The organism is Komagataeibacter melomenusus, from assembly GCF_013155395.1.
Taxonomy (GTDB): Bacteria; Pseudomonadota; Alphaproteobacteria; order Acetobacterales; family Acetobacteraceae; genus Komagataeibacter; species Komagataeibacter melomenusus.
Genome location: NZ_JABJWC010000036.1, coordinates 1 through 22,213 on the forward strand (window position 1 = coordinate 1; position 22,213 = coordinate 22,213).

Annotated in this window: 22 protein-coding genes and 1 pseudogene; 19 read left to right on the forward strand and 4 right to left on the reverse strand. The window is 60.7% G+C overall.

Features of this window, described 5'->3' with window-relative positions; genetic code table 11:
- The first annotated feature begins 70 nt into the window (after positions 1-70).
- From HNW77_RS12775 to HNW77_RS12800, 6 genes are all read left to right on the forward strand, one after another.
- Positions 71-1,393 carry an ATP-dependent DNA helicase gene (locus HNW77_RS12775; RefSeq protein WP_172158073.1) on the forward strand — a complete coding sequence of 441 codons (1,323 nt, stop codon included), beginning with the start codon at positions 71-73 and terminating at the stop codon, positions 1,391-1,393.
- Positions 1,394-2,347: 954 nt separating this feature from the next.
- Positions 2,348-2,938, forward strand: a complete 591-nt coding sequence (locus HNW77_RS12780) for a Crp/Fnr family transcriptional regulator (RefSeq protein WP_275942154.1) — start codon at positions 2,348-2,350, stop codon at positions 2,936-2,938.
- A complete protein-coding gene (locus HNW77_RS12785) occupies positions 2,935-5,259 on the forward strand; it encodes an EAL domain-containing protein (protein ID WP_241694458.1) in 2,325 nt (774 codons plus the stop codon). The genes HNW77_RS12780 and HNW77_RS12785 overlap by 4 nt, the downstream gene beginning before the upstream one ends.
- Positions 5,260-5,289: 30 nt before the next feature.
- On the forward strand, positions 5,290-7,032 hold the full coding sequence (locus HNW77_RS12790) for a putative bifunctional diguanylate cyclase/phosphodiesterase (RefSeq protein ID WP_172158076.1): 1,743 nt from the start codon (positions 5,290-5,292) through the stop codon (positions 7,030-7,032).
- Positions 7,033-7,038: 6 nt separating this feature from the next.
- Entirely contained in the window at positions 7,039-7,455 is a 417-nt protein-coding gene (locus HNW77_RS12795) for an RrF2 family transcriptional regulator (protein ID WP_172158078.1), read from the forward strand.
- A gap of 330 nt (positions 7,456-7,785) precedes the next feature.
- A complete protein-coding gene (locus HNW77_RS12800) occupies positions 7,786-8,199 on the forward strand; it encodes an RrF2 family transcriptional regulator (protein ID WP_172158079.1) in 414 nt (137 codons plus the stop codon).
- Between the two features lie 127 nt (positions 8,200-8,326).
- On the opposite strand, the gene HNW77_RS12805 is transcribed toward HNW77_RS12800, so the two are convergent.
- Positions 8,327-8,704: a hypothetical protein gene (locus tag HNW77_RS12805; protein ID WP_172158081.1), complete on the reverse strand. Its 378-nt coding sequence runs from the start codon at positions 8,702-8,704 to the stop codon at positions 8,327-8,329.
- Between the two features lie 27 nt (positions 8,705-8,731).
- On the opposite strand from HNW77_RS12805, the gene HNW77_RS12810 reads away from it, so the two are divergent.
- The 9 genes from HNW77_RS12810 (at position 8,732) to HNW77_RS12850 (ending at position 16,681) form a co-directional block, all read left to right on the forward strand.
- A complete protein-coding gene (locus tag HNW77_RS12810) occupies positions 8,732-9,265 on the forward strand; it encodes a hypothetical protein (RefSeq protein WP_172158082.1) in 534 nt (177 codons plus the stop codon).
- 199 nt (positions 9,266-9,464) lie between these two features.
- Positions 9,465-9,851, forward strand: coding sequence for a glycerol dehydrogenase (locus tag HNW77_RS12815; RefSeq protein WP_172158084.1), 387 nt, complete (start codon positions 9,465-9,467; stop codon positions 9,849-9,851).
- Positions 9,852-9,868: 17 nt separating this feature from the next.
- Positions 9,869-12,055 carry a pyrroloquinoline quinone-dependent dehydrogenase gene (locus tag HNW77_RS12820; protein ID WP_172158119.1) on the forward strand — a complete coding sequence of 729 codons (2,187 nt, stop codon included), beginning with the start codon at positions 9,869-9,871 and terminating at the stop codon, positions 12,053-12,055.
- A gap of 147 nt (positions 12,056-12,202) precedes the next feature.
- On the forward strand, positions 12,203-12,796 hold the full coding sequence (locus HNW77_RS12825) for an NAD(P)H-dependent oxidoreductase (protein ID WP_172158086.1): 594 nt from the start codon (positions 12,203-12,205) through the stop codon (positions 12,794-12,796).
- Positions 12,797-12,814: 18 nt separating this feature from the next.
- The gene (locus tag HNW77_RS12830) at positions 12,815-13,393 is read left to right on the forward strand and encodes a DNA-3-methyladenine glycosylase I (protein ID WP_172158088.1); all 579 of its coding nucleotides are present in this window, start codon (positions 12,815-12,817) and stop codon (positions 13,391-13,393) included.
- 239 nt (positions 13,394-13,632) lie between these two features.
- Positions 13,633-15,237, forward strand: coding sequence for a flavin monoamine oxidase family protein (locus HNW77_RS12835; protein ID WP_172158089.1), 1,605 nt, complete (start codon positions 13,633-13,635; stop codon positions 15,235-15,237).
- Positions 15,237-15,659 carry a c-type cytochrome gene (locus tag HNW77_RS12840; RefSeq protein WP_172158091.1) on the forward strand — a complete coding sequence of 141 codons (423 nt, stop codon included), beginning with the start codon at positions 15,237-15,239 and terminating at the stop codon, positions 15,657-15,659. Before HNW77_RS12835 ends, HNW77_RS12840 begins: the two co-directional genes overlap by 1 nt.
- 7 nt (positions 15,660-15,666) lie before the next feature.
- Entirely contained in the window at positions 15,667-16,179 is a 513-nt protein-coding gene (locus HNW77_RS12845; RefSeq protein ID WP_172158093.1) for a RidA family protein, read from the forward strand.
- Positions 16,180-16,282: 103 nt separating this feature from the next.
- A complete protein-coding gene (locus HNW77_RS12850; RefSeq protein WP_241694459.1) occupies positions 16,283-16,681 on the forward strand; it encodes a hypothetical protein in 399 nt (132 codons plus the stop codon).
- Positions 16,682-16,841: 160 nt separating this feature from the next.
- On the opposite strand, the gene HNW77_RS12855 is transcribed toward HNW77_RS12850, so the two are convergent.
- Both HNW77_RS12855 and HNW77_RS12860 read right to left on the reverse strand, forming a co-directional pair.
- On the reverse strand, positions 16,842-17,300 hold the full coding sequence (locus tag HNW77_RS12855; protein ID WP_172158096.1) for a c-type cytochrome: 459 nt from the start codon (positions 17,298-17,300) through the stop codon (positions 16,842-16,844).
- 237 nt (positions 17,301-17,537) lie between these two features.
- The gene (locus HNW77_RS12860) at positions 17,538-18,392 is read right to left on the reverse strand and encodes an acid phosphatase (protein WP_172158097.1); all 855 of its coding nucleotides are present in this window, start codon (positions 18,390-18,392) and stop codon (positions 17,538-17,540) included.
- A 268-nt stretch (positions 18,393-18,660) separates the two neighbouring features.
- On the opposite strand from HNW77_RS12860, the gene HNW77_RS12865 reads away from it, so the two are divergent.
- From HNW77_RS12865 to HNW77_RS12875, 4 genes and pseudogenes are all read left to right on the forward strand, one after another.
- Complete coding sequence (locus tag HNW77_RS12865) at positions 18,661-19,095, forward strand: RNA polymerase sigma factor (RefSeq protein ID WP_276592092.1); 435 nt, start codon at positions 18,661-18,663, stop codon at positions 19,093-19,095.
- Positions 19,080-19,193, forward strand: a pseudogene (locus HNW77_RS17810) (DUF4880 domain-containing protein); the annotation flags it as partial. The gene HNW77_RS12865 and the pseudogene HNW77_RS17810, both read left to right, overlap by 16 nt.
- A 179-nt stretch (positions 19,194-19,372) precedes the next feature.
- Entirely contained in the window at positions 19,373-20,020 is a 648-nt protein-coding gene (locus HNW77_RS12870) for a FecR family protein (RefSeq protein WP_241694465.1), read from the forward strand.
- Between the two features lie 120 nt (positions 20,021-20,140).
- Positions 20,141-21,739 (forward strand): alkaline phosphatase D family protein, encoded by a 1,599-nt coding sequence (locus HNW77_RS12875; RefSeq protein WP_172158101.1) that lies wholly within the window; start codon positions 20,141-20,143, stop codon positions 21,737-21,739.
- A 152-nt stretch (positions 21,740-21,891) separates the two neighbouring features.
- Here the strand turns inward: HNW77_RS12875 and HNW77_RS12880 are convergent, their stop codons facing one another.
- Complete coding sequence (locus tag HNW77_RS12880; protein WP_172158102.1) at positions 21,892-22,167, reverse strand: hypothetical protein; 276 nt, start codon at positions 22,165-22,167, stop codon at positions 21,892-21,894.
- Positions 22,168-22,213: the final 46 nt, after the last annotated feature.

Below are 22,213 nucleotides of genomic sequence, written 5' to 3' on the forward strand. Positions count from 1 at the left end.
TGCCCCGCCCTGAAGGAACGCTTCACCGCCCGATGCGCCCGTCCCGCCACCCCCAAGGAGCCAGCTTTCCATGTCCCGCACGGTCCTGACCGCGTGCCAGGAGCGGGCGCTGGCCGAAATCCTGGCCGCGCGCGGGGTCTCGGCCACGCATCTGCTGACCGGTTACGCGGGCACGGGCAAGACCACGCTCATGCAGCAGGTGGCCCGTGCGCTGCACAAGCAGGGGGCGGATGTGGTGTTTACCGCCGCCACCCACAAGGCCACTGCCGTGCTCAAGGCACGGGTGGGCAGGCTTGCGCCATGCCGCACCATTCATAACGTGCTCTCGCTCCAGCCCGGCGTGCAGGATGGCCGCGAAGTGCTGCAGCGTGCCGACCGGCCCGAGCCGATCACGGCGGATGTCATCATCATTGATGAATGTTCCATGGTCGGTTCCGAACTCATGCGCTGGGTGCGCGACCTCGTGCCAGACCGCTTCGTGCTGTTTGTAGGCGACCCGGCGCAGTTGCCGCCGGTAGGCGAGGCGATCAGCCCCTCCTTTGCCATCCGCTCCGCCTCGCATCTTGAAACCGTGGTGCGGCAGGCGGCGGACAACCCGCTGGTGGCTGCCGCCACCGCCATCCGCGAAAGTCAGGGCGGCCCGCTGGACTGGTCATGGTGCCGCGCCAGCCACCACGAGGGCGCGGGCCTGTTCGTGCCCCGCACGCCCGAGGCCTGGATGCAGCGTGCTTTCACCTCCGATGCCTTTAAGGCCGATAGCGACGCATTCCGCTACCTGTGCTGGACCAACGCGCGGGTGGAGGCCGTCAACCGCACCGTGCGCCGGTGGCTACACGGGGGCGAGACGCCCATGCCCTTTGTGGTGGGCGAGCGCGTGATCGCCCGCGTGCCGGTCATGGATGTGGAAGGCCGCCGCGTGATGGTGGCCACCAACGAGGAGGCGGAAATTGCCGATATCCGCCCCGGCGTGCTGCGCCATGCCTTTCCGGCCACTTCAAAGGTGCCCGGATGGACCACCGAGCTGCCGGTATATGATGTGGTGCTGCGCACCCTGGCGGGCGATGAAACGCCGGTGGCCATCCTGCGCCCCGGCGCGGATATGGGGGCGATCGAGCAGCGCCTGAAGCGCGAGGCCGCCCTTGAGCGTGCGCGCTGGCAGCACCGCTTCGTGTTCCGCCGCACCATCGGGCGGCTCCAGGCGGTTTACGCCATGACGGTGCATACCGCGCAGGGCAGTACGTTTGGCCGCGTGTTCGTGGATGTGGGCGATATCAGCCGCCGCGCCGCCACCAATGTGCTTGAAGCGCAGCAACTGCTTTATGTCGCGGCCACACGCCCCACCACGGCCATGATTCTCACGGGCCTGCCCACAGGCGCCTCCGGGCGGAAGTGAGCTGCTGGGCGGATAGCGGACCGTTCACGTCCTGTTGTTTAAAAAAAAAGACCGTTGCAATACGATTTGAAGATTATGGCGGTTTTCGGGGATTTTAGAAAAACTTCCCACCTTTTCAGTAAGATGCATATTATATGCTACATATTTTATATTTTGGAAATTTTCCAAAACTTTCATAAAATCTTAAATCATCTCCTTGAGATTGAAGGCTCATGGTTGCGCCATGGGGGAGGGGAATGGACGGCCTGCCGGTCAGGGACCACGTGGCCTGATATGACTGTCTGTTTTCCGCCCGCAGGGCATGACGGCGCGCTGACAGGCGTATCCGGGCCGTTGCACACTGACCACGCGGGTGTGCACGGCCGGGCTTCCGGGGTCCTTCCTGTAACCACAGGCCACGCCGGGAGCCGCAGAACGCCACGGGGCCCACGCCCTGCGGCACACAGGCGAGGCAACCCACCAGGTGCCGGATAGCGGATTATGCCCCGCCCGGACCTGACAGGAGAAGGCAAAGGCAATCCCGGTTCCGTCAGGGGCGCCATGGGAGAGAACAAGGGTTTCATCCGCCTGAGCGGCGGCGACCCCTGGCCGCAATGATCGGTATCAATGATAACGCAGCCATGCCCATGACATGTCGTGCCCGCTTCAGGTCACGTGCCGCAGGCGCGCCAGGACGTGTCGGTTTGCAGTGCGCGACGGGCGGCTACGTATGGGAGTAAGTGAAGTCCTGATCCGTTATGGACACTTACATCATCCGGTCTGGTATCCTGTTAACCATTAACCGAAAGTATAAACTGTCCCAAAAAGGCAGAAAAACAGCGTCGGATATTCTGCATATGTTTTACAAATTAACTTATGGCGAAAATATGTCATTAATGAGATCATTCGTAATCGTGTCGAGAACAGAAAAAGATTAACATGTCTCTTGTGCAGCCCTCTCTGTCTTCTGATGGAATGAAACGGACATTTGCCGAACGTCAGGAATTCATGACGGAAGATATGCCCGCCAGCATGCATTTCCATGTGGTGGCCGGAGGCGCGCGCCTTTTCAAATCGCTGCCTGACGGGCGGCGGCAGATTATCGGTTTTGCCCATAAAGGCGATGTGCTCCCCGCCTATCCCTGCACCCACTACCATTGCAGCGCCGAAGCCATGCGCACCCTGCAGGTGGTGTGCATACCCGCGCCCCATATGCGCCAGCTGCATGAAACATCGCCCGGCGCGTGCGCGGCCTCGCTCAGTTCCGCCCGCCAGCTTCTGGTCAGCCTGCATAACCGGCTGCTCATGCTTGGCCGCCAGACCGCGCGCGAGCGCCTTGCAACTTTCCTGCTCGGGCAGGGCACGCGCATGGGGCCGGGCGCACTCTGGCCTGTCGATCCTGCCATATCACGTGCGGACATGGCCGACTTCCTTGGGCTGACAACCGAAACCGTCAGCCGTCTTCTCAGTGCATTCCACCGCGAGCAGCTTATTTCCCGTGAGCGTCGCGCCATCCATATTCTCGATCCTGACCGCTTGCGGGCGATCGTGGCCCATCCCGAATGACAGCGAAGAAAGACCGCACGACGATGCCCGACATCACAGCCCTCACCACAGAAATTCTGCTGCCCGCCCTTGAACAGGCCATTGATGCGACCGTTATCATCGGGCAGGACAACGAGATCATCTTCTACAATCAGGCGGCGGAATCGCTGTGGGGCATACCACGGGCGGAGGTGATCGGCCGTAATGTCGACTGCCTGGTGCCCACGCGCCTGCGCCATGAGCACGACCGTTATATCGACCGCAATCGCGAGACCGGGCATAACCGCATTGTCGGTACTTCGCGCGAGGTGGAATTCACCCGTGCCGATGGGGAATACATCTGTGGCGAACTCTCGCTGTCCAAGGTGCAGATCGGCCAGGGAGACAAGCGGCTCACCTATTATATGGGCGTGATGAAGAATGTCACGGAGGAGAGCCAGCGCCGCAAGATCCTGATCCTGCAGAACGACGTGCTGCAGGCGCTGGCCAGCGACATGCTGATCCAGGATATTGGCGAGCTGATCTGCCGCAAGGTCGAAGCCTTCGTGCCCAACTCGGTCGCGGCCCTGCTGGTGCTCGATGATGCGCAGCCCTGGCGGGTGATCTGCACCTCCGCCCTGCCGCCGCGCATCCGCAATGCGCTTGAAACCACCGTGCCGTCACCTTCGGATGTGGAAAAGCTCAAGGCCAATGCCTCCTATACCGGCCACCTGGTGTGGAACAACTACCAGTCCATGTGCCGCTCGCTGGGGTTGCAGTCGTGCTATGCGGCACCGGTCATGGCCGGTGACGGGCGGGTAACGGGCATCTTCGCGCTGTACCTGCGCGAGCCCAACCAGCTTGGCGCGTGGCCGCAGCGCCTGGTGGGCGCGTGCCTGCCTTTCTGCGCGCTGGCGCTCGAGCAGCATGCCACCAAGACCCACCTGACCCAGCTTGCCCGCTATGACAGCCTGACCGGCCTGCTCAACCGTGGCGCGCTGCATCGCGTGATGGAAGACATCATCGCCCAGCCCGGCAACCGCACGCTGGCCATTTTCATGCTCGATATCGACCGCTTCCGCGATATCAACGATGCGCTCGGCCATGTCTATGCCGACCAGTTCCTTGTCGAGATTGCAGGTCGCATCCGTTCCATCGCCAAGGAGGATTACGTGCTCAGCCGCTCCGGCGGCGACGAGTTCGTGGTGGTGGTGCCCGATTGCGAAGGCAAGCAGATCGAGGAAATTGCCCACAAGCTGCTCGAAACCATTGGCCGCCCGCTCCAGATCGGGCAGAACACGCTGTCGATTTCGTGCTCGATCGGCATCAGCACCTTCCCCGCCAACGGGCCGGACAGCGAATCCCTGCTCAGCCATGCCGATACCGCCATGCGGCAGGCGAAGGAAGACGGGCGCGGCATCTTCCGCTTCGCGAACCTTGAAAAGAACCAGGTGGCGCAGGACCGGCTGGTGCTTGGCTCGGCCCTGCGTGATTCGCTGGCGCAGGGCATGCTGCAACTGCACTACCAGCCGCAGGTGCGCACCCACACGCTTGAACTCAGCGGGGTCGAGGCCCTGTCGCGCTGGCATCATCCGCATCTGGGCAACATCTTCCCCTCGCGCTTCATTGCCGTGGCGGAAGAGACCGGGCAGATCGAGGCCATCGGCCGCTGGTCGCTGCTCGAGGCGTGCCGCCAGATCGTGAAATGGGACCGCGACGGCATTCATGTGCCCACCGTGGCCGTGAACCTGTCCGCCGTGCATTTCCGCAACCGCGCGCTGCCCGAGCATATCGCGGCCCTGCTCAAGGAGCATAATCTCAAGCCTGCGCGCCTGACGGTGGAAATTACCGAGAGCGTGATGATGGATAACAGCCGCGACACCGAGGAAGTGCTCCAGTCGATCCGCAATATCGGCTGTGGCCTGTCGATGGATGATTTCGGCACGGGCTACTCCTCGCTCTCGCGGCTCACGCGCCTGCCGCTGACCGAGATCAAGATCGACCGCAGCTTCATCAACGATTTTGAATACGACACCAATGCCCAGGCCGTGACCATGGCGGTGATCGGCATCGGCTCGCGGCTGGGCATGACGGTGGTGACCGAGGGCGTGGAGACCGAGCAGCAGCGCGACCTGCTCGAAAAGCTCAACTGCGACGTGATGCAGGGCTACCTGTTCGCCAAGCCGCTGGCGCCGCAGGATCTTGAAGCCTGGGTGCGCCGTGGCGGCGCGCCTGCCGTCATCCGCGAGATTGACGCCGCCCGCGCCAAAAAGGATGGCAAGCCCGGCAATGGCGGCGAAAAAGACGCCACACCCCCGGCCAAGCCTGCTGCTGCAAGCCCCGCAACCCCTGCAAAGTCCTGATCTGCTACGGGATAGATGGAGCCATACGCCATGTCACTCAAGCACGATGACCGCCTGCGCGCGCTGACTCACCAGGATTCGGATTTCTGGGCCGATGTCGTGGATAATGTCCTGATCGTGGCCATTACAGATGTGCGCGGCGTGATTACCTATGTGAATGACCGCTTTTGCGAGATCAGCCGCTACCCGCGTGAAGAACTGCTGGGGGCGACGCATCGCATCGTCAATTCCGGCTATCATGATGCGAGCTTTTTCAGGCAGATGTATCGCACCATCCGGGCTGGCGAGATATGGCGCGGCAATATCTGCAACCGGGCCAAGGATGGCACGCTGTACTGGGTGGCGACCACTATCATGCCAAAGCACAACTCGCTGGGCGCGGTGGAGGGATATGTCGCGACCCGGTTCGAGATTACCGAACTCATGAACACCCGTGACCGGCTCAAGTCGCTCGCCGCGACCGACCCGCTGACGGGGCTGTTCAACCGTGGTGGCTTCAATAACGTGCTCCAGACGGCGGTGGAGGACAAGGCGCAGAACATCACCCGCGATATCATGCTGGTCATGTTCGATCTTGATGGCTTCAAGCAGATCAACGACATTCATGGCCACCATGCGGGCGATGTGGTACTGAAGGTGATTTCCAACCGGCTTCTGGCCCTTGTTCACCCTGAAGATGCAGTCTGCCGGCTGGGCGGCGATGAGTTTGCGCTCATCCTCAACCATACGCTGCACAAATTTCCGCTTTCCCTCATGCTGGAGAAACTGCTGGCCGAGCTTGAAGCGCCGATCGAGGTGGGCAACACCATGGTCAACGTGTCTGGCAGCATCGGGGTCAGCCCCATCGCCAGCCAGGAAAGTGCCGAATCGCTCCAGAAGAATGCCGATATCGCGCTTTATGCCGCCAAGCGCGCAGGTGGCCACCAGGCGCGCATGTTCGACATTACCCTGCACCAGCATGCGCTGGAGCGGGCCCAGATCCTCAATGATGCGCGTGAAGGAGTGATGAAGGACCAGTTCGAGCTTTACTACCAGCCGATCATGAACTTCAGCACCGGCAAGTGCGACCAGATCGAGGCGCTGCTGCGCTGGCACCACCCGCAGCGCGGCCTGCTGGCGGCCGAAAGCTTCCGCGATGTATTCCTTGATGCCGCCCTGGCGCAGGTCATGAGTCCGCGTCTGGTCAAGTCTTTCCAGAATGACATGCGGATGTGGAATACAAACCTTGATGCGTATCCCAACCTGACCATCAATCTCTCGCGGCTGGACCTGCTCAATATCGGCTTCCAGAATGACCTTGAGGCTGAAATAAAGCGGCAGGGCGGCAAGGCATCCGATTACGTGCTGGAAGTATCGGAAAGCGTGCTGGCGGGCAGGCGCTCCGATCGCGTGCTGCAACGCCTGCAGGAACTGAGCGCACTTGGCTTCCAGCTGACTCTCGATGATTTCGGGCTGGCGACGCTGCCCATCTCGGTCCTGCGCACGATTTCTTTCACGCAGGCCAAGATATCACGCAGGCTGGTCAAGGAGATTGAAACCGACCAGCAGAGCCGCGATGTCGTGGCGCATCTGATCGGCCTGGCCCATGCGTTCGGGCTGAGCGTGACCGTGAGCGGCGTGGAAACGAAAGGCCAGATGGACGTGCTGCGCGAGATCGGTGCCGACCGGATTCAGGGTTTTTATATTTCTCCCCCGATTTCTGCTGCGAATCTTGTGCTTGCGGAGCACATCATTGCGCCAGATCATACCGAGATCACGCTACAGGCGTCATGACACGCCATGCGTCTTACTCTTTACACCGATTATTCCATTCGTACCCTCATCTATCTCGGGCAGAACCCGGGCAGACGGGTTTCGATTCAGGAGATTGCCCTGACGCACCACATTTCCCAGAATCATCTGGTCAAGGTGGTGAACCGTCTGTCCAGCAGCGGTGTCATTCTGGCGCGGCGCGGGCGCAGTGGCGGGCTGGAACTCGCCGGTGCGCCGCACCAGATCGTTATTGGTGACATCATCCGCCTTATGGAGGCAGATATGGGCAAAATTGTGTCCTGCAATCCTGAAAACGGGCAGGCGTGCGTATTGGCGGATGCATGCCGCCTGCGCGGGCTGTTTGCCAAATCGGTCAATGCCTTCATGTCGGTTCTCGATCGCATTACGTTGCATGATATCCTGCATGACCCTAAGAAACTGTAAACTTGGCCCATGCAGGCATGGCGGATGCCTATGATTTTCTGGCCATGTGGTGCGCGTGGAATCGAAAAATCCTGTGTATCGGGATGATTCATGCAGTGCTGTAATAACTTCAGCTTATGACAATATAATATTTATTTATATAACAGGAAGACCATATTTTCCGGTTGCAATAAGGACGGCAGCAGTCTTTTTAGTTGTAGCATGAGGAATTTGGCCCACAACGTGTAATCACAGGAATACCATGCCCCGCACGCCGTCGCCTTGGCCCGATACCTGCCCCCGCATCCTGCGGGCAGGCCCTACAAGACAGGGAGCCAGAGCCGAAATACCATGCGCCTGACCCTTCATACCGACTATGCCATCCGTGTTCTGGTTTATCTGGGGCAAAACCCTGGTCGGCGCGTTTCCGTGCATGAGATTTCGGAAAATCATGGCATTTCCCACAATCACCTTGTCAAGGTGGTCAACCGGCTTTCTACAAACGGGGTTATCGATACCCGTCGGGGCCGGGCAGGGGGGCTGGAACTGCCGCGCATGCCGCATGAAATCATCATAGGCGACATCGTGCGCATGATGGAGGCTGACATGCTCTCCATGAAAGCGTGCCAGCCAGAATACGGGCAGGCCTGCGTGCTGGCCGATATGTGCCGCCTGCGTCATCTGCTGGCCCGGTCGCTTGGCGCATTCCTTGATGTGCTTGATCAGACCACGCTGCACGATCTTCTGCCCCGGCAGGCTGCCTGACATGACAGCGCATGACGAGGGACTGGTCTGTCATTGACTATATATGTACGTATATAGACGGATGCTGATCAGGACCTGTTGCCCGCGAACCAGCCTTTGATGGCTGGCCCGCGGCGCCAGCGGCAGGTCAGTTGTTGAAGAAAAACACGATCCGTACCCTGTCGAGCCCTGAAGTGCCGCGCGCGATGTGCAGCAGAACCGGCACGGTTTCTGCCCAGAAGTAGTCGATCGCGGCATAAGCGGGGATTTGCCATGTCGCCTGTGCGTACGTGTCGGCATTTTCCGCCAGAAAGGAAGCGCGCTCCTGGCCGGCTGAAAGGGCATGATACCGTTCAAGCAGTTTTTCCATTGTGCCTGTACTGACATGGCGAATGGAACGACCGATTATGCCGGCGCAATAGGTGTCCGGTGCTTTTGCCCTGTTATTGCCGGTCCATGTCACCCACTCCCCAAGGTTGAGCCAGCCTTCAAGCCGCACGCGGTGTGTCCAGTCATAATCCAGCAATTCCCGTAGCGTGAGATAGGAGTGGCTATGCCCATCCTCGCCCCATTCGGCCGCGAACTGGCGGTATTGGGGTGTTGCGTCATCAGGTATGCCGCGTGCGGGGCTGACAGGCACGATGCCTGCCTTGCTGGCATGCGATGCACGGCCATAACCCAGGATGGTGAAAAGAGTGCTGTTTCGCCCATCATAAAGGCGGGTGTCGCAGCCTATGCAAGGTCCGTCCTCATCATGCCCGCACGTAAACCTGTCATGGGCCTGCCATGTGCCATCTGGCTGACGGATATCAACAAAAAAGAAAATATTTGTACCCATCTGCAATGTCGCTCTTTGGTATCATTTTTAATTGCCTGCATCATGAAACCGGCCTTGGCATGCCCGTTTTCAAGTAGATTTATTTGCATTATGCCTTTCCGGCACCATCTGGAAACCCTGCGCCTTATCGCTCCTGATACTCCGGCGCGCGGGCAGCGCAACAACCACGGGCATGACCCATTGATGCGGCCAATGGCGCGCGACGGCTTTACGGTAAAACCGGAATGGTTTCATCAGGAGGCGCTTTGAAGTAAAAAATATTTCTCCACTACGCTTCCCTTGCAGGGCAGGCTGCCGAAAGAGGCATGAGTCTGCTGTTTTTTTAGCGGATTACTGTGACTATTGATACAATTATAATAAATCCGTTACCGACCTCACGATTAAGTTTTTTCATGCGTGATATTAACGGTATTAGTTTCCGTTACATGATACTGGAGGAATATCCATCATGTCAGCTTTCATAAAACCACAGACCCCCATCGCGTGGGCGATCCTGGGTCTTGCGGTTGTCATCGTTCTTCTGGGGCTGCCCCTTGCTTATATGGGTGCCGAACTCATGTTTCTTGGCGGTTCCTGGTATTATGTCATTATTGGCATCGCCGTCACGGCAGCGGGCGTGCTCATGGCCATGGGCCGGGCCGCGGGGGCCATGCTGTATCTGGCCGCTGTTGGCGTGACATGGCTCTGGGCTTTCTGGGAAGTCGGGTTTGATGGCTGGGGCCTGCTGCCCCGCGTGTTCGGGCCGACCCTCCTCGCCATTGCCGTCGCACTCTGCCTGCCCGCCCTGCGCCGCATGGAAAATGCCCATTCAACATCCGTGCGGGAGGTCGCATAATGTCCGCCAGAACCCCCATGCTCCGCACCCTGCTGCTCGGTGCCACCATTATTGCGGGCACTGCCGTTACGGCAGCCTTCGCGCAGGTGCCCCCAGCCGACCAGCCGCCCGGTAACGGCAACGCAACAGTTGCGCCCGGCACGCCTGCGCCGCCGGCGGATGCATTCTCGCCGCCATCACCCAATGCCCCGCAGTCTCCCGGCGTGAACGCCGCCAATATTCCCGACGGACCGCCTGCCGAGCCCAGCGAAGCCACACCCATGGTGGACCAGGTCACGGCCAACCCCGCGCATGATGACTGGCCCGGCTACGCGCGTGATGACAGGGCGACCCGCTACTCGCCGCTTGACCAGATCACGCCATCCAATATCGGGCACCTCAAGCGCGCCTTCATCTACCACACCGGCAGCAAGCCGGGGCCGGGCCAGACCAACAAATGGGCAGCCGAGACCACGCCCATCAAGGTTGGCGACGGGCTGTACATGTGTTCCGCGCTGAACGACATGATGCGCATCGACCCCGCTACCGGCAAGGAAATCTGGCATTTCCACGCCAACGAGAAATATGAGAGCATTCCCTACACGGCGGCGTGTAAGGCGGTGGTGTATTACACCTCCTCTACCGTGCCCGAAGGCGAGCACTGCCATCACCGTATTCTCGAGGCCACGCTCGATGAACGCCTGATCGAGGTGGACAGCGAGGACGGCAAGGTGTGCGAGGGCTTTGGCTGGCACGGCATGGTCAACCTGATGAAGGGCATGGGTGAATCGGTGCCCGGCTTCGTGGCCGAGACCGCGCCGCCGCCCATCGTCAATGGCGCGATCATCACCAACCAGGAAATTCTCGATGGCCAGCGCCGCTGGGCACCCTCGGGCGTGATCCGTGGGTATGATGCCGAGACCGGGCGCTTCCTGTGGGCGTGGGATGTCAACCGCCCGCATGAACACGGCGAGCCAAAGGAAGGCGAGCATTACAGCCGTGGCACGCCGAACTCCTGGGCCGCCATGATCGGCGATAACGCGCTGGGGCTGGTTTACGTGCCGACCGGCAACTCGGCGGCTGATTACTACAGCGCCATGCGCAGCCCGGAAGAAAACAAGGTCTCCTCCGCCGTCGTGGCGATTGACGTGAAGACCGGCGAGCCGCGCTGGGTGTTCCAGACCGTGCACAAGGATGTGTGGGACTACGATATCGGCTCCCAGCCCACGCTGATGGACTTCACCAAGCCCGATGGCTCGACGGTTCCGGCCCTGATCATGCCCACCAAGCGTGGCCAGACCTTCGTGCTCGACCGCCGCACGGGCGACCCGGTGCTGCCGGTTGAAGAACGGCCCGCGCCCTCGCCGGGCATGGTGCCGGGTGATCCGCGCTCGCCCACGCAGCCCTGGTCGGTCGGCATGCCGCGTCTTGGCTTTGCGCCGCTCAAGGAATCGGACATGTGGGGCATGTCGCCGATCGACCAGCTTTACTGCCGCCTGAAGTATCGCCGCGCGCATTACGTGGGTGAGTTCACCCCGCCCAGCATCGACAAGCCCTGGCTGGAATATCCCGGCTATAACGGTGGCTCGGACTGGGGCAGCGTGGCCTATGACGAGAAGACCGGCATCCTGATCGCCAACTGGAACAATACCCCGATGTATGACCAGCTGGTCAGCCGCAAGAAGGCCGACAAGCTTGGCCTGATGCCGGTCGATGACCCCAACTTCAAGCCCGGCGGTGGCGGTGCCGAAGGCGCTGGCGCCATGGCGGAAACGCCTTACGGCATCGTGGTCTCGCCGTTCTGGGATGAATATACGGGCATGATGTGCAACCGCCCGCCCTATGGCATGATCACCGCCATCGACATGCACACCCAGAAAGTGCTGTGGCAGCACCCGCTGGGCAGCGCGCGCGCCAACGGCCCGTTCGGCCTGCCCACGCACCTGCCGCTGACCATCGGCACGCCCAACAATGGCGGCCCGGTCATTACCGCAGGCGGGCTGATCTTTGTTGCCGCAACGACCGACAACATGATCCATGCCTTCGATATCCATACCGGCAAGGAAGTCTGGAACGACGTGCTGCCCGGTGGCGGCCAGGCCACTCCCATGACGTATGAATACAAGGGCAAGCAGTATGTCGCCATCATGGCCGGTGGCCACCACTTCATGATGACGCCGGTGACGGATGACCTTGTGGTCTATGCACTGGATAACGTGAACTGACCGGATCGGGCATGACCTGACCGACCCGACCGGGGCCGTGCAATGCGGCCCCGGTTTTTTTGTGTTTTGCACGCCAGCTTCGCGTTGCCCGTTGTCTGGCATGAAAGCAGGTCCTATCCCTGATGGCTGAACATGAGGGGACAGAGCGTGAAAAACATCCTTCTTCTGAACGGCGGGAAGAAATTTGCCCATTCGCATGGTCGGCTGAACGATACCTTGCAGGCCGTCGCGGCACAGACGCTGGCGGCGGCAGGCCTTGCCCTGCGGCAGACAAAGATTGATTCAGGCTATGATATTGAAGAAGAGGTGCAGAACTTCCTGTGGGCCGACCTCGTCATTTACCAGATGCCGGGCTGGTGGATGGGCGCGCCGTGGATCGTCAAGAAATACATGGACGAGGTCTTTACCGCAGGCCATGGCGTTCTGTACGCCAATGATGGCCGCAGCCGTGCCCACCCCGAGCGTCAATATGGCTCCGGTGGCCTGCTGCGGGGCAGGCACTATATGCTCTCACTGACATGGAACGCCCCGGAAGACGCCTTTGTCGACCCCGCCCAGTTTTTTGAGGGCAGGGGGATTGATGGCGTCTATTTCCCTTTCCACAAGGCCAACCAGTTTCTTGCGCTCTCGCCCCTGCCAACCTTCCTTGCCACTGACGTGATCAAGAACCCGTCGATCGAGGCCGATATCGGGCGGTATCGCAGGCATCTTGCCGCTGTGCTGGGGTTTGCCCTGGCATAAGATCACATGAAAACAGACATGACCCTACCCGACCCGGCCCGCCCGCGCTGCAGATGGGCGCAGGCCGATGCCATGATGATGGCCTATCATGACGAGGAATGGGGCGTGCCCGTGCATGACAGCCGCCAGTTATGGGAAATGCTGGTGCTTGAAGGCTTTCAGGCCGGGCTGTCATGGCGCACCATCCTGCGGCGGCGTGAAGGGTTTCGCCGTGCCTTCATGGGGTTTGATCCCGATCGCGTCGCGCGCTTTACCGAGGCTGATGTCAGCCGCCTGATGGCCGATCCCGGCATTATCCGCGCCCGTGCCAAGATCGTGGCAGCGATTGGCAATGCGCGGGCCTATGTCGCCATGCGCGCGGCGGGCGAGGACTTTGCCACCTTCGCGTGGGGCATGTTGCCCGGCGGCAGGGCCGTGCATGAGCCAGCCCCCACGGTCCGGACCGATTCACCCCTGTCGCAGGCCATGGCAGCCGCACTCCGGGCGCGGCACTTCCGCTTTGTCGGTCCTGTCACGGCCTATGCCTGGATGCAGGCTGCCGGCATGATTCATGACCATGAGGCAGGCTGCTTCCGCCATGCCGCCGCCGGAACGTGAGGGATTCAGGCCGACACATGCCGCGTATCACGAAGCAAGAAAATTTACAGTAATGTAAGCATTATTTTCTGCCATGGCGGAAAAGGGCGGCCCTGCGGGGCGCAAGGCTGCAGATTGATGTTGCATAACAGCAACATCAATCGTTGTTAAAAGAAAATATTCCGGAACGGATATGGTTGCCCCCCGCTTTGTTGGTTAAGAGTAGGAAACTGTTTTCGTTGATTGCTTGGGATTTCTTGATGACAAACGCTCATCCGCGTAAAGCCCCCACGCGTAGGCAACTCCTTACCCGTATCGGTACTCTGGCTGGTAGTGCTGCGCTGTATCAGGCCATGACATCCATGGGGCATGCACAGGGCACGGATTTCACCGCGCCACCCGTCCTGTCCGGTGCAAAGCGCGGCACCCGCGTGCTGGTGCTTGGCGCAGGGCTTGCGGGCATGCTCTCCGCCTACGAACTGCGCAAGGCAGGCTATCAGGTCCAGATCCTGGAGTTCCAGGGCCGCGCCGGTGGCCGTAACATCAGCCTGCGTGGCGGTGATACCGTAACCGAACTCGGCGGCGCCACCCAGAAGGTTGGTTTTGCGCCCGGCAACTATATCAATCCCGGCCCGTGGCGCATTCCCTACCACCATCAGGGCCTGCTGCATTACTGCCGCGAATTTGGCGTGGAACTCGAGCCGTTTGTCGAACTCAACCACAATGCGTGGCTGCACTCGAGCAAGGCATTTGGCGGCAAGGCCGTGCGCTACCGCGAATATGCCTCCGATTTCAACGGCTTTACCGCCGAACTGCTCGGCAAGGCCATCGACCAGCACAAGCTTGACGATGTGGTCTCGGCCGATGAACGCGCGCACCTGCTTACGGCCATGCGCCAGTGGGGCAGCCTTGATTCCAAGCTGAACTACCGCAAGGGCGTGATCAGCTCCGAATGCCGTGGCTATGAAAAGGCGCTTGGTGGCGGCCTGAATGGCGAGCCGGTCCCCTCTGACCCGTTCGACCGCAAGGACGTGCTGAATTCGGGCCTGTGGACGTGGATGGCCTTCCACGAACGCCTCGACATGCAGACCACCATGTTCCAGCCCGTGGGCGGCATGGACATGATCGGCAAGGGCTTCAACCGCCAGGTGCACGATCTCATCACGCTCAACTGCAAGGTCACGTCCATCCATCAGGACGACAAGGGCGTGAGCGTTACCTATAACGACATGAACCATGGCGGCGCGGTGCGCGAGGCCAAGGCCGATTACTGCGTGTGCACCATTCCGCTGCCCGTGCTCTCGCAGCTTGACGTGCAGGTCAGCGCGCCGCTCAAGGCCGCGATCATGGCGGTTCCCTATGCCTCGTCCGTCAAGCTCGGGCTGGAGTTCAAGCGCCGCTTCTGGGAGGAAGAGGACCAGATCTACGGCGGCATCAGCTTTACCGACCAGCCGATCAGCCAGATCTCCTATCCCAGCCACGGCTGCTTCTCACGCGGGCCGGCGGTGCTGCTTGGCGGCTACATGTTCGGCCCCGCCGCCTATGATTTTGCGGGCATGACGCCGCAGGAGCGCATCGAGCACGCGCTCGCGCAGGGCGAGGCGTTCCACCCCAAGCATTACCGCAAGGAATTCTCCAACGGCGTGAGCTTCGCCTGGAGCCGCGTGCCCTGGACCATGGGTTGCTGCTCGATGTGGAGCGAGCAGGCCCGCAAGACCCACTACAAGGCCCTTTGCGCCATGGATAACCGCGTGGTGCTGGCCGGTGAGCATGCATCCTACGTGGGCTGCTGGCAGGAAGGCGCCATTCTTTCCGCCCTCGATGCCGTAACCCAGTTGCACAAGCGCGCGCAGGGAGCCAGCTGATGCGTAAGATCCTTCTCCTGTCTGCCCTCGCGGCCCTGCCGCTGCTTGCCGCCCCCTCCGGCCCCGCGCGCGCCGATAGCGCCGCCTCCGTGGTGGGCAACGTACAGCCCATGAATACCGGTGAGGACGTGTACCGCCATGTCTGCCAGGGGTGCCACATGCCTGATGGCAAGGGCGCGGTGGGCGCTGGTGCGCAGTTCCCGGCCTTTGCAGGCAACACCAAGCTGCAGAGCAGCGCCTACCCGGTCTATGTGATCCTGAATGGGTATGGCGGCATGCCGTGGTTTTCAGGCGTGCTGAAAGATGACCAGATCGCCAATGTGGTGAATTATATCCGCACCCATTTTGGCAATCACTATACCGATGCCGTAAGTGCATCTGACGTTGCGGCCCAGCGGCCGCCTGTAACACCCCAGGAGTAGCAAGAGAATGTTCGACCTTAAGAAAACCGTTGCCGCCATGGCTGTTCTTGGTGGCATGGCAGCTGCCATGCCGGCTTATGCCGATGATGGCATCGTGCGGCATGGGGAAGGGAAATTCCCCATTTCCTCCGCCATCGAGGTGCCTGCGGGCGCGACCACCATCTACCTCAGCGGCATGGGCGCGCCGGTGCAGGACAAGAAGGCCGACCCCAAGAGCCTCGCTGCGTATGGTGATACGCAGGCACAGACCTATGCGGCCCTGCAGCGCATTCAGGGCGAGCTGAAAAAGCTGGGTCTGGGCATGGGTGACGTGGTGCAGATGCATGTTTACATGGTCGAAGACCCCAAGCTGGGCAAACTCGACTTTGAAGGCATGATGAAAGCCTATACCCAGTTCTATGGCCCGTCGGCCAAGCAGCCCAACCTGCCGGTACGCTCGGCCTTTGGCGTGGCGCATCTGGCCAATCCGGGATGGCTGGTTGAAATTGAAACCACGGCCGTGCGCGCACCGGGAAAATAAGCGATTACTGAAAAACCAGTAAAAGTTTTTGAATGCCGCCTTTTAAGAAGGCGGCATTTTTTTTGAATATCGGGGTAAGCGTTATATGGCAATGATAATGAAGATGGAGAATAAAGAGCCGGTAAAAGTAGAGAATTTCTCCAGAATAGAAAAATATCTCAGGTCATTAAAAAGCTATGGGCCATGTTCTTATGCCATTTTAGAGAATGGTGATGGCTCTTACATACAGGTTGCCGGTGGAAGGGTCACATGCGTTCTTGAACTTCGGGAAAAACAGGAAGGCAGGCATCTTCGGGCTTACCTGCCTATTCCGCATGTTTGTTATACTGGCGAGCAGACAGTGATGTGCGGCGCTGGGAACATTACAATGCAGCCCGATGAAATCTTATTTATCGATGATGTTGTATCAGCTTTTAGAGCGTTTTTTGAACAGACATCATTTCCGTCAAATATTAAGTGGAGAGATATGTCGCATGTGCTTGATGCGCCGTCTCCGCCATAACGCTCTGAAATTATGAAATTTTTTGGTGAAGCTTTTTTCAAAAAGCTTCAGAAGACATCGCCTTTCTGAAAACAGGCGGCTTTTTGTAGCGATACAGTATTCAGGGCATGCGCCTGAAAAAAAAGGGGGATCGTCCAGATCCCCCTTTTGTGCCGGTCGTTCAGGGCAGCGGATGCTGTGCATCAAGCGCCTTGCGCTTTTCAATCACGGCGGGTGGCGTCAGGGCTTCCTTGCGGGCGGTGGCCACTTCATCAGCGGTAAACACGGTTGCATCGGGGCCTGAGGGCAGGCCCGCCACATGGTTCAGCACGGCTGCGATCTGGTCATCGGGCAGGGTCTTGAAGGGCGGCATAAAGCTTGCATAGGTATTGCCCGCAGCCGTAATCGGCCCCATCAGGCCATTCAGCGCCACGGCAATGACATACTGCCGCCCTTCCGGTGTCGCGGCAATCTTGCCCACGCGCCCGGCAAGCGGCGGGAACTGCCCCGCCACGCCCTGGCCATCGGCCTGATGGCAGGCGCTGCAATTGGCCTGGAACAGGCCCGCGCCATCAGCCGCAAGCGCGGACCCGGTGGGGAGGGAAAGGGAGAAGAGGGCGGCCAGCAGTCTTTTTTTCATCAATCGTTTCCAGATATGGCAATTATTTTAAGCCGTGGGAGAACAGGCTTTCCGATCGTTTCAGGGGCGATCTTATTACAAAGCAGGCGCACTGCCTATATCGCCGCCCTGACAGGTGGCGCTCCCGGCGTGGTTTGACCCTGGCCTGTGTTCACAAATCCACATCCTGCCCTGACGTAATGCTCCTTATGGACCCGGGCGCGCGATAAAACGGCAATCGGCAAAAGGCAGATTCAGTTACAGGGGCGAATGGCGGGCGGCGTCCTGCTCAAGGCTGCATGACGGTGTTGCAGCCATAGGGGCCTTGTTGCGCAGGGCGGCCAGTTCCGCCCGGGCCGCGTCCATATCCGCGCGGAAGGCGGAGCTGCCATGCAGGGTGGCAATCTCGGCCGCGCCCAGCATGTAGCCTGCCTGCACGTCACTTTCCCAATGTACGCCGCATATGATCCGGCTCTCGCCAAAGACCCGGCCGCGTTGCAGGATCTGCGTTGCATGGTCTGGCAGCAGTTCGGCCAGTACAAGTGCCGTGCTCCAGCCCAGCATGGTGTGGCCTGATGGATAGGAGCCTGACGTGGCCAGGTGTGCCCGGTCCTTTTCGGTGCAGATGGGTTGGCTGTTGCCGACAAAGGGGCGTGGCCGGTGCCAGTAGGCCTTGCTTTTACGCATGTCAGCAATTTCCGATACATCCATCTTGTGAATGAGCGCGCTGAGCTTTGGCGCATCGGTCCTGCTCAGCGGCAGCGCTGCGGCACAGGAAAAACTATGCAGCAGCGCATTTTCATGCAGGTCGGCATCCGCCGTGGCCAGCGCCCAGCGCGGGCTGCCGCGCAAGGCGCGGGTGGCGGCGAAAGCCTGGTCATCATTGGCCTGCCGCACCGTGCCGGGCTGTGGCGGGGGCGGCAGGTAGGCGGTTGAGTCGGGCTGGGTGGCGGGGGTGAAATAGCCAGCCTCGGGCGGCGTGGCCTCAAGCGGGTCAGCCGCGTGGCCCGGCGTGCTGGCAAGCCAGGGCGTGGCAAGCAGCGCTGCCAGAAGTGGCAGGCCCCGCCATGACACAAGGCGGGAAAGGGGAGCGGCAAGGCTGGATCGGGTCATGCTGTGGCTTGGTCAACTCAGGGTTGCGAAGGGCGAAAAGGGTTCGGGCAAGCGGTGAGATTTGCTGGCGGATCATGACACAATGACTGAAGCAGAAAATGCCCGTCCCGCCATGGACATGCAACTTTCATGAAACTGTCACAAATGTTTCCTTTTAAAATCCCTTACACAGCAACGGTCTTTTCCAGCAGCCCCGGATGGGATGAGGAAGCCGTTGAGCGAAAAATGGTTGCCCTGTCGGCAGGAGTGGCTTCGCCTTTACCGGCGCGTGAGATCCCTCACACGCCGCTATGACGCGGAAGATCACCTGCAGAGTGCCTTCGTAAAGTATCTCGAACGCCCCGATGGCAGTATTGGCCACCCGGAGGCCTATATTACGCGCAGCGCGGTCAACCTGTCGCACAATGCGCGCAGGCGCGAGCAGGTTGGCTGCATAGCGCCCGGCGGCTGGGATGACACGCTTGGCGATGCGCGCGATACCGCGCCCACGCAGGAGGAAGTCTATCATGCACGTGAACGCATGATCCGTTTCCATGCGGGCTGCCAGCGCCTGCCGCGCCGCACCCGGCAGGCTTTCGTGCTGCATCGCGTTGAAAAAATGACCTATCGCGACATCGCCCGCCTGATGGACATCAGCGAAAGCAGTGTTGAAAAACATATTGCCAGAGCGCTGGTCTTTCTTTCCGCATGGATGGCGCAGTGAGCCTGTTGTGGTGGCGTGGCTCGATCCGGCATCACGCGGCGCGCTGGATCGCGCGGCTGCACGCCGATGACTGTACGGAGGCGGAAAGGCAGCATTTCCGGCAATGGCTGTACAGCAACCCGCGCCACGCCAGCGCCTTCGAGCAACTGACCGAATTATGGGAACTTGGCGGCAGCCGCGGCCCGGCATCCGCTGCGCATGCGCCCGCCCGCATCGTGCGGCCCACCCGGTGGCAGGTGCTTGCCGGTCTTGTGGGTGCAGGCCTGCTGCTGCCCCCATGCCCCGGCGCGCCCAGGCGGCCCGCGTGCTGCAAACACCGGCGGGCCGTCTTGCCGGCACAATGCTGGCAGGGGCGCTGCGCTGCGAACTTGATACTGATACCCGGCTTGTCCTCCTGCCAGACAGCGCGTGCACCCGGTTGGAAAAAGAGCAGGTCATACTCTCCGCGTCAGGGCAGCCACCGCCGCTATGGCTGTTCGCGAGGGCGGTCAACCTGCGGCTTGGCGTGCAGGGGGCGGCCAATATCCGGCTTGATCCCGATTGCGTGCATGTCACCGCCCTGCGCGAGCGGCTGCTGGTGCATGATCCATCGCTGGCGGGCGGCAGGGCGTGGCTGCCACCGGGGGAGAGGCTGTCTTTCTTTGCCGGTGGCCGCGCGTTGCAAGATACCCCCGACCTTGATGCCCTGCTGGCCTGGCAGCAGGGGCGGATTGTGTTCCGCAACTGCCCGTTGGGCGCGGTGGTGGCCGAGATCAACCGTTACAGGCCGCAAAAGATCACGCTCCGGGCTCCCCTGTTGAGCGGGCAGCAACAGAGCGGGGTCTATTGCATCAGCCGTGGCGACAGTTTTTTGCACATGTTGCCCCGGCTGCTGCCCGTGCGCCTGGTGCAGGCGCCTGATGGGCTGGAAATCGCGCCTGTATGAAACTTTGATGACAAAACCCGCCCGGCGCAGGCAGGCGCGTCCGGTCAAGTGTCATGCAAATCATGTGTCATGCAAAAATATGGGCCATGCGGCTGGCCCTGATGCAAAAGGATATGTTCCATGGTGTTTCTCAAGCGCAGGCAGATACTCGCGGGGCTGGGCACGGGGCTGCTGTTTTCAGCGCAGGTGCGGGCCTTGCGGGCGGCAACCCCGCGCAATCTGGACGAAAAGCCGAAATTCGATGTCTCCCCCTTTCAGCTTGGCGTGGCCTCGGGCGATCCTGCGCCCGATGGTTTTGTCATCTGGACCCGCCTGGCCCCGCGTCCGCTTGAACTCGAGGGCGGCATGCACCGCAACCGCCCCGTGCTGGTGGAGTGGGAAGTGGCGGAGGATGAAAAACTGGGCCACATCGTTAAAAAAGGGCAGGCGCTGGCGCATCCTGAACTGGCGCATTCGGTTCATGTCGAAGTCACGGGTCTCAGGCCGGACCGCCCGTACTGGTACCGTTTCCGTATTGCGGGGTATGACAGCCCTGCTGGCCGCAGCCACACCTTTCCGCTGCCCGGCGCATCACCCGCGCGGGTGCGCTTTGCCGCCGCAGGCTGCCAGCATTATGAGGAAGGATATTATACCGCCTGGCGCAACATCGCCAATGAGCCGATCGATTTCGTCTTCCATTATGGCGATTACATTTACGAAGGCCCGGACAGCAAGGGCCGCGTGCATGACATGAACGGCCGCCCCTTCCAGGCCCTGCGCCGCCATATCGGGCCGGAATGTTATTCGCTTGATGAATATCGCCGCCGCTACGCCCAGTACAAGACCGACCCCGACCTGCAGGCCGCCCACGCCGCCGTGCCGTGGATCGTCACCTCCGATGACCATGAGGTGGATAATAACTGGGCAGGCGACACCGATCAGGACGGCACGCCGCCCGAGATCTTCCGCCTGCGCCGTGAGGCCGCCATGCAGGCCTATTACGAACACATGCCGCTACGCCTGCAAGCCCTGCCTGATGGCAGTCACATGCAGCTTTATCGCAGCCTGCGCTATGGCACGCTCATGAACACCTTCGTGCTCGATACGCGCCAGTACCGCAGCGACCAGGCCTATGGGGATGGCGCGTCGGTGCAGGGGGCCGATGTCTGGTCGCCCGACCGCACCATGATGGGCGCGGAACAGGAACAATGGCTGTTTGACGGGCTGGGCCGGTCCGATACGCGGTGGAACCTGCTGGCGCACCAGGTCATGATGATGAACCTCGCCCACCGGCGCGCCCCGCAGGGCGAACTGCTGTACAGCATGGATCAGTGGTCGGGCTACATGTACAGCCGCAAGCGCCTGCTCGAGTTCATTGGCGCGCATTGCCCCGGCAATGTGGTGAACGTGACAGGTGATGCGCACCGCCACTTCGCGGGGGATCTGCTGGTTGATCCGGACCACAAGAAGCCGGTCTCGGTCGAGTTCCTGGCCACCTCCATCACCTCAGGCGCGGATGGCGTGGGTGATGATGACAGTTTCAGCCGCTCCGTCCGGCGCGAAAACCCGCACCTCAAGGCCACGACCGACCAGCGCGGCTATGTGCTGTGCGATGTGGGGCCGGATGTATGGCGTGCCGACCTCAAGGTGCTCGACAGGGTGATGGAACGCGACGGCAGGCTGTCCACCTATGCCAGCTTTGTAGTGGAACGCGGCCAGCCGGGCCTGCAGAAAGCCTGAGCAAAAAAAAGGGCGTCCCGCCGGGGCGGGACGCCAAGTTTAGGGATTGGGAGACGTTGTGGTGTCACGAAAGCCACGCCCCATTAACTCCATTTGTGGATAATAGTTTTCCTTTGATTGAGCCAATGTAAAAAAATAATTGTCCGTGCCGTTCAGGCCGGGTGAATCATCACATACTGCCGCGCAAAGGGCAGCATGACGCCAATGCTCAGCAGGCCGAGCACGATGGTCATGCCCACGAAGGTGGTCATGTGGTGCGGATAATCCTCGGTATAGAGCAGCCCGCACACCCAGAAGATCACGGCTTCAACGGCCAGCGCCACGCCAAGTGCGGGGATGTGGAAGAAAGGCCCGGCCAGCCACCCTACGAGCCCCGCCACCAGCACGACGGCCAGTGTCGAGCGAAACAGGAATGTAATGGCACGCATGGTGGTCCTTGGCCGTGTGGGGCAGGGGCAGATGATCTGTTCTGGC